Source organism: Phenylobacterium sp., from assembly GCF_036402295.1.
GTDB lineage: Bacteria > Pseudomonadota > Alphaproteobacteria > Caulobacterales > Caulobacteraceae > Phenylobacterium.
Map to the genome: position 1 here is coordinate 1 of NZ_DASWTE010000098.1, position 6275 is coordinate 6275.

General features: G+C 68.5%; 7 protein-coding genes and 1 pseudogene. 3 read left to right on the forward strand and 5 right to left on the reverse strand.

Features of this window, described 5'->3' with window-relative positions; translation table 11 throughout:
* Positions 1–208 (forward strand): annotated as a pseudogene (locus VGD44_RS06305) (esterase); the annotation flags it as partial.
* A 452-nt stretch (positions 209–660) separates the two neighbouring features.
* Here VGD44_RS06305 and rarD read toward each other — a convergent pair.
* Together rarD and VGD44_RS06315 are read right to left on the reverse strand one after the other, a co-directional pair.
* Positions 661–1590, reverse strand: coding sequence for an EamA family transporter RarD (gene rarD / locus VGD44_RS06310; protein ID WP_331085026.1), 930 nt, complete (start codon positions 1588–1590; stop codon positions 661–663).
* A gap of 2 nt (positions 1591–1592) precedes the next feature.
* Positions 1593–2624, reverse strand: coding sequence for an aspartate-semialdehyde dehydrogenase (locus tag VGD44_RS06315; RefSeq protein WP_331085028.1), 1032 nt, complete (start codon positions 2622–2624; stop codon positions 1593–1595).
* Positions 2625–2807: 183 nt separating this feature from the next.
* Here VGD44_RS06315 and VGD44_RS06320 point away from each other — a divergent pair, with 183 nt between their 5' ends.
* Complete coding sequence (locus VGD44_RS06320; protein ID WP_331085030.1) at positions 2808–3212, forward strand: PaaI family thioesterase; 405 nt, start codon at positions 2808–2810, stop codon at positions 3210–3212.
* Positions 3213–3222: 10 nt separating this feature from the next.
* Here the strand turns inward: VGD44_RS06320 and VGD44_RS06325 are convergent, their stop codons facing one another.
* Both VGD44_RS06325 and VGD44_RS06330 read right to left on the reverse strand, forming a co-directional pair.
* A complete protein-coding gene (locus VGD44_RS06325; protein ID WP_331085031.1) occupies positions 3223–3636 on the reverse strand; it encodes an EVE domain-containing protein in 414 nt (137 codons plus the stop codon).
* 59 nt (positions 3637–3695) lie between these two features.
* Positions 3696–4058, reverse strand: coding sequence for a hypothetical protein (locus tag VGD44_RS06330; RefSeq protein WP_331085032.1), 363 nt, complete (start codon positions 4056–4058; stop codon positions 3696–3698).
* Between the two features lie 106 nt (positions 4059–4164).
* Here VGD44_RS06330 and VGD44_RS06335 point away from each other — a divergent pair, with 106 nt between their 5' ends.
* Complete coding sequence (locus tag VGD44_RS06335; RefSeq protein WP_331085033.1) at positions 4165–5088, forward strand: bifunctional helix-turn-helix transcriptional regulator/GNAT family N-acetyltransferase; 924 nt, start codon at positions 4165–4167, stop codon at positions 5086–5088.
* Here VGD44_RS06335 and leuB read toward each other — a convergent pair.
* Positions 5085–6137, reverse strand: a complete 1053-nt coding sequence (gene leuB, locus VGD44_RS06340) for a 3-isopropylmalate dehydrogenase (protein ID WP_331085034.1) — start codon at positions 6135–6137, stop codon at positions 5085–5087. The genes VGD44_RS06335 and leuB overlap by 4 nt on opposite strands.
* Positions 6138–6275: the final 138 nt, after the last annotated feature.

The following is a 6275-nucleotide window of genomic DNA, read 5'->3' on the forward strand; positions in this document are numbered from 1 at the left end:
GGCGGGCTTCATGCGCAACGAGATCAACTTCCCCTGGGGGCCGGGGACGGAGAGCTTCGGCCACTCGGGCTGGGGCGGCAGTTGCGCCTTCGCCGACCCGCAGCGGCGCCTGGGCGGCGCCTACGCCATGAACAAGCAGGGCGTGGCCCTGATGGGGGACGCGCGCCCGAAGCGGCTGATCGAAGCGGCCTACGCCTCCCTCCCTTAATGGGGACGGACAGGCCGCGAAGCGGCCGGGGTGGGAAAGCGTGGATCAAGGCTCGGAGGTGAGGGAGGATCGATACCGCCCCACCCTGCTCGCCTGCGGCGAGGTGTCCCTCCCCATTAAGGGGGGAAAACGAAAAAGGGCCCCGAAGGGCCCTCGTCCGAAGCTGGTTTGTCGGACTGGAGATCAGATGCCGAGGCCAGCGGTCGAGAAGGCCGTGAAGAGGCCGATCAGCAGCAGGGCGACGGGGGCGAAGCGGTCGGCTTGGCGTTCGATGCGAGAGACGGTCATGACACACACCTTGAGGTCTTCGGGTTGAACCCCGCGGGAGCGGGGCTGTCCGTGTGGACACCCTCTTTGTAGCACCATCTGAACACTGCATAGATCAGCGATTTCGCATGCCCGCTAGGCGTTTGTGCATGTCGGCGCCGAGCTTGCGGAAACGTCCTGCAGGACTACTCCGCCGGCGCCTCGACGGCCTTCTGCGCCGCGATCACCGTACGGGACCTGCGCCACGCGCCGTAGAGGAACACGGCCACGCCGCACCAGATCAGGGCGAAGGACAGCGCGCGGACCGGCGTGAAGGGCTCGCCTTGGGCCACGCCGATGAAGAAGCTGATGGTCGGCGAGAAGAACTGGAGGAAGCCCATCAGGGAGAGCGGGATGCGTCGCGCCGCCCACGAGAAGAGCACGAGCGGGATGGCCGTCACCGGGCCGGAGAGGATGAGCCAGACGGCGGTCGTCGGGTCGCCGAAATGGCCCGCCTGCTGGCCCTGCAGCCACGCCAGGTAGGCGACGGCCACCAGCCCGACGGCCAGGGTCTCGACCAGGAAACCCGTCTGGGCGTCGGCGTTCACTTGTTTGCGCACGATGCCGTAGCCGCCGAAGCTCAGCGCCAGGACGATCGACACCCAGGGCAGTTGGCCCAGCGCGATTGCCTGCACGGCCACGCCGGCGAGCGCGAAGCCGATGGCGATCATCCCGATCCGGTCGATGCGTTCGCGGAACAGGAGCGCGCCCGCGGCCATGATCACCAGCGGATTGATGTAGTAACCGAGGCTGGTCTCAAGCAGCCGGCCCGTGTTCACCGACCAAATGAACACCACCCAGTTGATGGCGATCAGCACCGACGAGAGCGCGAGCCAGGCCATGGTCCGTGGCTGGCGGATCACGGCGGCCACTTGCCGCCCCTGCTTCGCCAGCAGGACAAATACGGCGGCCGTCGGCACGCTCCAGACGATGCGGTGGGCCAGGATCTCCCACGGCGAGACGCCCATGCGGCCCAGCGCCTGGAAGAACAAGGGCACGAAGCCCCAGATGAAATAGCAGGCGATCCCGGCCGAAAGCGCCAGGCGAGATTCGCCCGACGCGTTCGACGGGCTCATTGCTAGGCCAGGGCCTTCTGGCGGATCAGGCCGCGCGCGTGGAGCAGCTCGGCGATCTGCACGGCGTTGAGGGCCGCGCCTTTGCGCAGGTTGTCGGCGACCACCCAGAGGGAGAGACCGTTTTCGACGGTCGGGTCCTTGCGGATTCGGCTGACGTAGACCGGGAACTCGCCCTGGGCTTCCTTGGGCGTGATGTAGCCGGTGGGCTCGCGCTTATCGATCACGATCAGGCCGGGGCTCTCGCGCAGCAGGTCGCGGGCCTCGTCCTCGTCGATGGGGTTTTCGAACTCGATGTTCACCGCCTCGGAGTGGCCCACCATCACCGGCACGCGCACGCAGGTGACCGTCAGCTTGATCGCCGGGTCGAGCATCTTGTGGGTCTCGTCCCACATCTTGTGCTCTTCGTCGGTGTAGCCGTCGTCCTGGAACGTCCCGATGAACGGGATGACGTTGAAGGCGATCTGCTTGGGGAACTTCTTGGGCGGCGGGGCGCCCAGGACGAAGATGCCCTTGGTCTGGTCCCAGAGCTCGTCCATGCCTTCCTTGCCGGCGCCGGAGACCGATTGGTAGGTCGCCACCACCACGCGCTTGATCTTCGCCAGGTCGTGCAGCGGCTTCAGCGCCACCACCAGCTGGGCCGTCGAGCAGTTGGGGTTGGCGATGATGTTCTTGCGGTTGGCCCACTCCACGTCGTCCGGATTCACCTCCGGCACGATCAGCGGGACGTCGGGGTCCATGCGCCAGGCCGAGGAGTTGTCGATGACGATGGGGCCGGCGGCGCCCATCTTGGGCGCCCATTCCTTGGAGAACGTGCCCGAGACGCTCATCAGGACGAGGTCGACTGTGGAGAAGTCGAACTGCTCCACGTCCTCGCACTTCAGGGTCTTCGCGCCGAACGAGACTTCCACGCCGATGGAATTGCGCGACGCGATCGCGTGAAGCTTCTCCACGGGGAAGTTCACTTCCTCGAGGATGTTCAGCATCTCGCGGCCCACGTTGCCCGTGGCGCCGACAACGGCGACCCGGTAACCCATTGGCGTCTCCTAAGAACTTGAGGGAGCGTCCCGTTACGCCCTGCGCACCCGCAAGGCAACCGAAGCGATCCTGATCACTGCATCAGATAGGCTGTGATGCGTCTGGCGGAAGTCGGACCTGCCTAAGTCTATTACCTTCGGGGTCATGGCGGCGTGCAGGTGAGGCGCCTAAACGGACCGCAGATGCGCGAGGAGACCAAGGCCGTGGCCGAAACCGGGATGCCGTTTTCCAACCTGATGGGCGTCGAGGTGCTGGAGCGCGGCAAGGACCGCGTGCGGGGCCGGATGGTCGTGCGCGACGACCTCTGCACGTCGGGCGGCATCTGCCACGGCGGCGCCTACATGGCCTTCGCCGACGCGCTGGGGGCGACGGGCGCGGTGATGAACCTGGCCGAGGGGACGCGGACGACGACGCTGGAGAGCAAGACGAACTTTCTCGGCGGCGCGCCGGCGGGCTCGACGATCGAGGGGGAATCGACCCCGCTGCACGTGGGCCGGCGCTCGTCGGTCTGGCAGACCCGCATCACCAACGCCGACGGCAAGCTGCTGGCGCTGGTGATCCAGACGCAGATGACGATCACGGCGTAGCTGCTGGGCGCTACTCCCCCGCCATCCTCAGGATCGCCTTCCACTCGTCGGCGGTGACCGGCGACACCGACAGGCGGCCCTGGCGGATCATCTTGAGTTCGGCGAGCGCCGGGTTGGCCTTCATGTCCTCCAGCGTGACGGGCTGCTTGAGGGAGCGGACCGGCTTCAGCTCGACGGCCACGAAGCGGCCCGTCTCGTCGCTCTTGTCGGGGAAGGCTTCCTTGGCGACCTCGGCGATGGCGACCACCGCCTTGCCCTCCTGCGAATGGTAGAAGAACACCTGGTCGCCGACCTGCATCTCCTTGAGGTGGCCGCGCGCGGTGAAGTTGCGCACGCCGTCCCAGACGGTCTTCCCGTCGCGCTCGAGGTCGGCGTAGCTGTAGGTGGACGGCTCGGACTTCACGAGCCAGGTCTGTGACGGCACGGGGGTTCCTCCAGAGGTCGTCCCACGATGTGGGGCCGCTCCGGACGCCGTCAACGGCTTCAGGCGGCCGCGTAGAGGTCGCGCACGTCGCGCAGGCCCGACAGGATCCTCAGCCGCTCGGCCTTCTCGGGCTTGCGGCTCAGCATGAAGCGCCAGGCGCGCACGTGCACGGCGATGGCTTCGCGGTCGTAGGCCTGGGACGCCAGGAAGTCGCCGATCAGGCCTTTCAGACTGGCCGCCACCTCGCCGCCGCCGTCGCGACCGCTGTCGGGATAGCTCTCGACCACCTGCTGCAGCACCTCGAGGCCCCCGCGGTCGAAGGTCTTGCCGAGCGAGCCGACGAGTCCCTCGGCCAGCGCCAGCACATCGTCGTCGCCGGCGCGCCGGTACGGCTTGTTCGGGATGTCGAGGTCGTCCTTCACGTGAACAGTGTCGCGCCATGCGCTTAACGGGGGCCTACCCCGGGGTGCGCGAGGGCGCCGCAGGGAGATACTTGACTGCGTCAACTAAGTGCCGTGCACTGGCGGCATGAGCGAAGCCCTCGACACCGTCGCCACCGTCCGCCGCTTCAACCGGTTCTACACCCGCGCCATCGGGGTGCTGGAGCGCGGCTACCTGGGCGGGCCGTACACGCTGGCCGAGAACCGGGTGATGTACGAGATCGCCCACGGCGAGATGGTCACCCCCAGCGCGGTCGCCGCGGCGCTGGACGTGGACGCGGGCTACCTGTCGCGGATGCTGTCGAAGCTGGAGCGCGACGGCATGATCGAGCGGCGGCGGTCCGACGTCGACGGGCGCAGCGTGACCTTGCGCCTGACGGCACGGGGCCACGAGTTCTTCGCATCCCTCAACGCCCGCACCATCGACCGGGTGGGCGAGCTGATCGGCGGGTTGTCGGCGCCCGACAAGGCGCGCCTGGCCGGGGCGCTCGACACCGCCCAGACCCTGCTGCAGCCGCAGCCAGACAAGGCGCCGATCGTGCTCAGATCCCACCAGACCGGCGACATGGGCTGGGTCACCGAGCGGCACGGGGTGTTCTACGGGACCGTGTACGGCTGGGCGCCGAAGATCGAGGCCGTGACGGCCCGGATCTGCGCCGACTTCCTCGACAACTTCGACCCCGAGCTGGAGCGGTGCTGGATCGCCGAGCGCGGCGGCGAGCGCGTGGGATCGGTCTTCCTGGTGAAGGACAGCGAGCCCGGCGTGGCGCGCTTGCGGTTGCTGATGGTCGAGGCCGCCGCCCGCGGCGAGAAGCTGGGCCGGCGGCTGGTGGACGAGTGCGTGAGCTTCGCCCGCGAGAAGGGCAACCGCGAGATCGTGCTCTGGACCCACGAGGTGCTGACCGCGGCGCGCGGCATTTACAAGGCCGTCGGCTTCGAGCTGACCGAGACCTGGGTCCACGACGACTTCGGCAAGCCCGAGGTGTCGGAGACCTGGCGGCTGAAGCTCTAGAGCGCGCGCAGCACCGCGTCGCCCATTTCCACCGTGCCCAGCGTCCCACCCAGGTCCCGGGTGCGGGCGCCGGCTTCCAGGGCCTTGTTCACGGCCGCGAACAACCGGTCGGCGTCGGCGGGTCGATCGAGGGACCAGCGGAGCGCCATCTCGAACGACAGGATCGCGGCCAGGGGATTGGCCACGCCCTTGCCGGCGATGTCGGGCGCAGAGCCGTGGATGGGCTCGTAGAGGCCCGGGGTTCCTGCAACCCCCAGCGCGGCGGACGGGAGCATCCCGAGCGAGCCGGTGAGTTGGGCCGCGGCGTCCGACAGGATGTCGCCGAACAGGTTGTCGGTGAGCAGGACGTCGAACTGCTTGGGGTCCTTGACGATCTGCATGGCGGCGTTGTCGGCCAGGATGTGGGTCAGCTCCACGTCGGCGTATTCGCGCTTGTGCAGGTCGGTGACCACCTCGCGCCACAGCAAGCCGCTATCCATCACGTTGGACTTCTCGGCCGAGGCCACCTTGTTGCGCCGGCCGCGGGCCAGCTCGAAGGCCACGCGGCTGACGCGCTCGATCTCGGGTGTCGTGTAGACCTGGGTGTCGACGGCGCGCTTGCCGCCGCCCGGCAGGTCCTCGATGAAGCGCGGGCTGCCGAAGTAGATGCCGCCGACCAGCTCGCGGACGATCATCAGGTTCAGGCCTTCGACGACCTCGCGCTTCAGGGTCGACGCGTCGGCCAGCGGCTGGAAGCAGAGGGCTGGCCTGAGGTTCGCGAACACGTTCATGCCGGCGCGGAGCGCCAGGAGCCCGGCCTCGGGGCGCTTGTCGCGCGGGACGCCGGCCCACTGCGGGCCGCCCACGGCGCCCATCAGCACCGCGCGCGAGGCCTTGGCGGCGGCGAGCGTCTCGTCGGCCAGCGGCGTGCCCAACTGGTCGTAGCTGGCGCCGCCGAAGGGGCGCTCGTCGAGCGTGAGGTCGGGCGTCAGCGCCTCGGCCACGCGGCGCACCTGCGCGGTCACTTCCGGCCCGATCCCGTCGCCGGGCAGGAGAAGCAGGTCGGTCATGGAAGCAGTCCTCAGCCTAGTGCGCGTTCGGAGGCGACCTCGTACAGGGACAGGCGCCTCTCGAAAACCCCGAGCTCGGCGTTGGCCGCGCGCCAGGTCGCCATGTGCGGGGCCTTGAAGTGGGCGTCGATCGCCGCC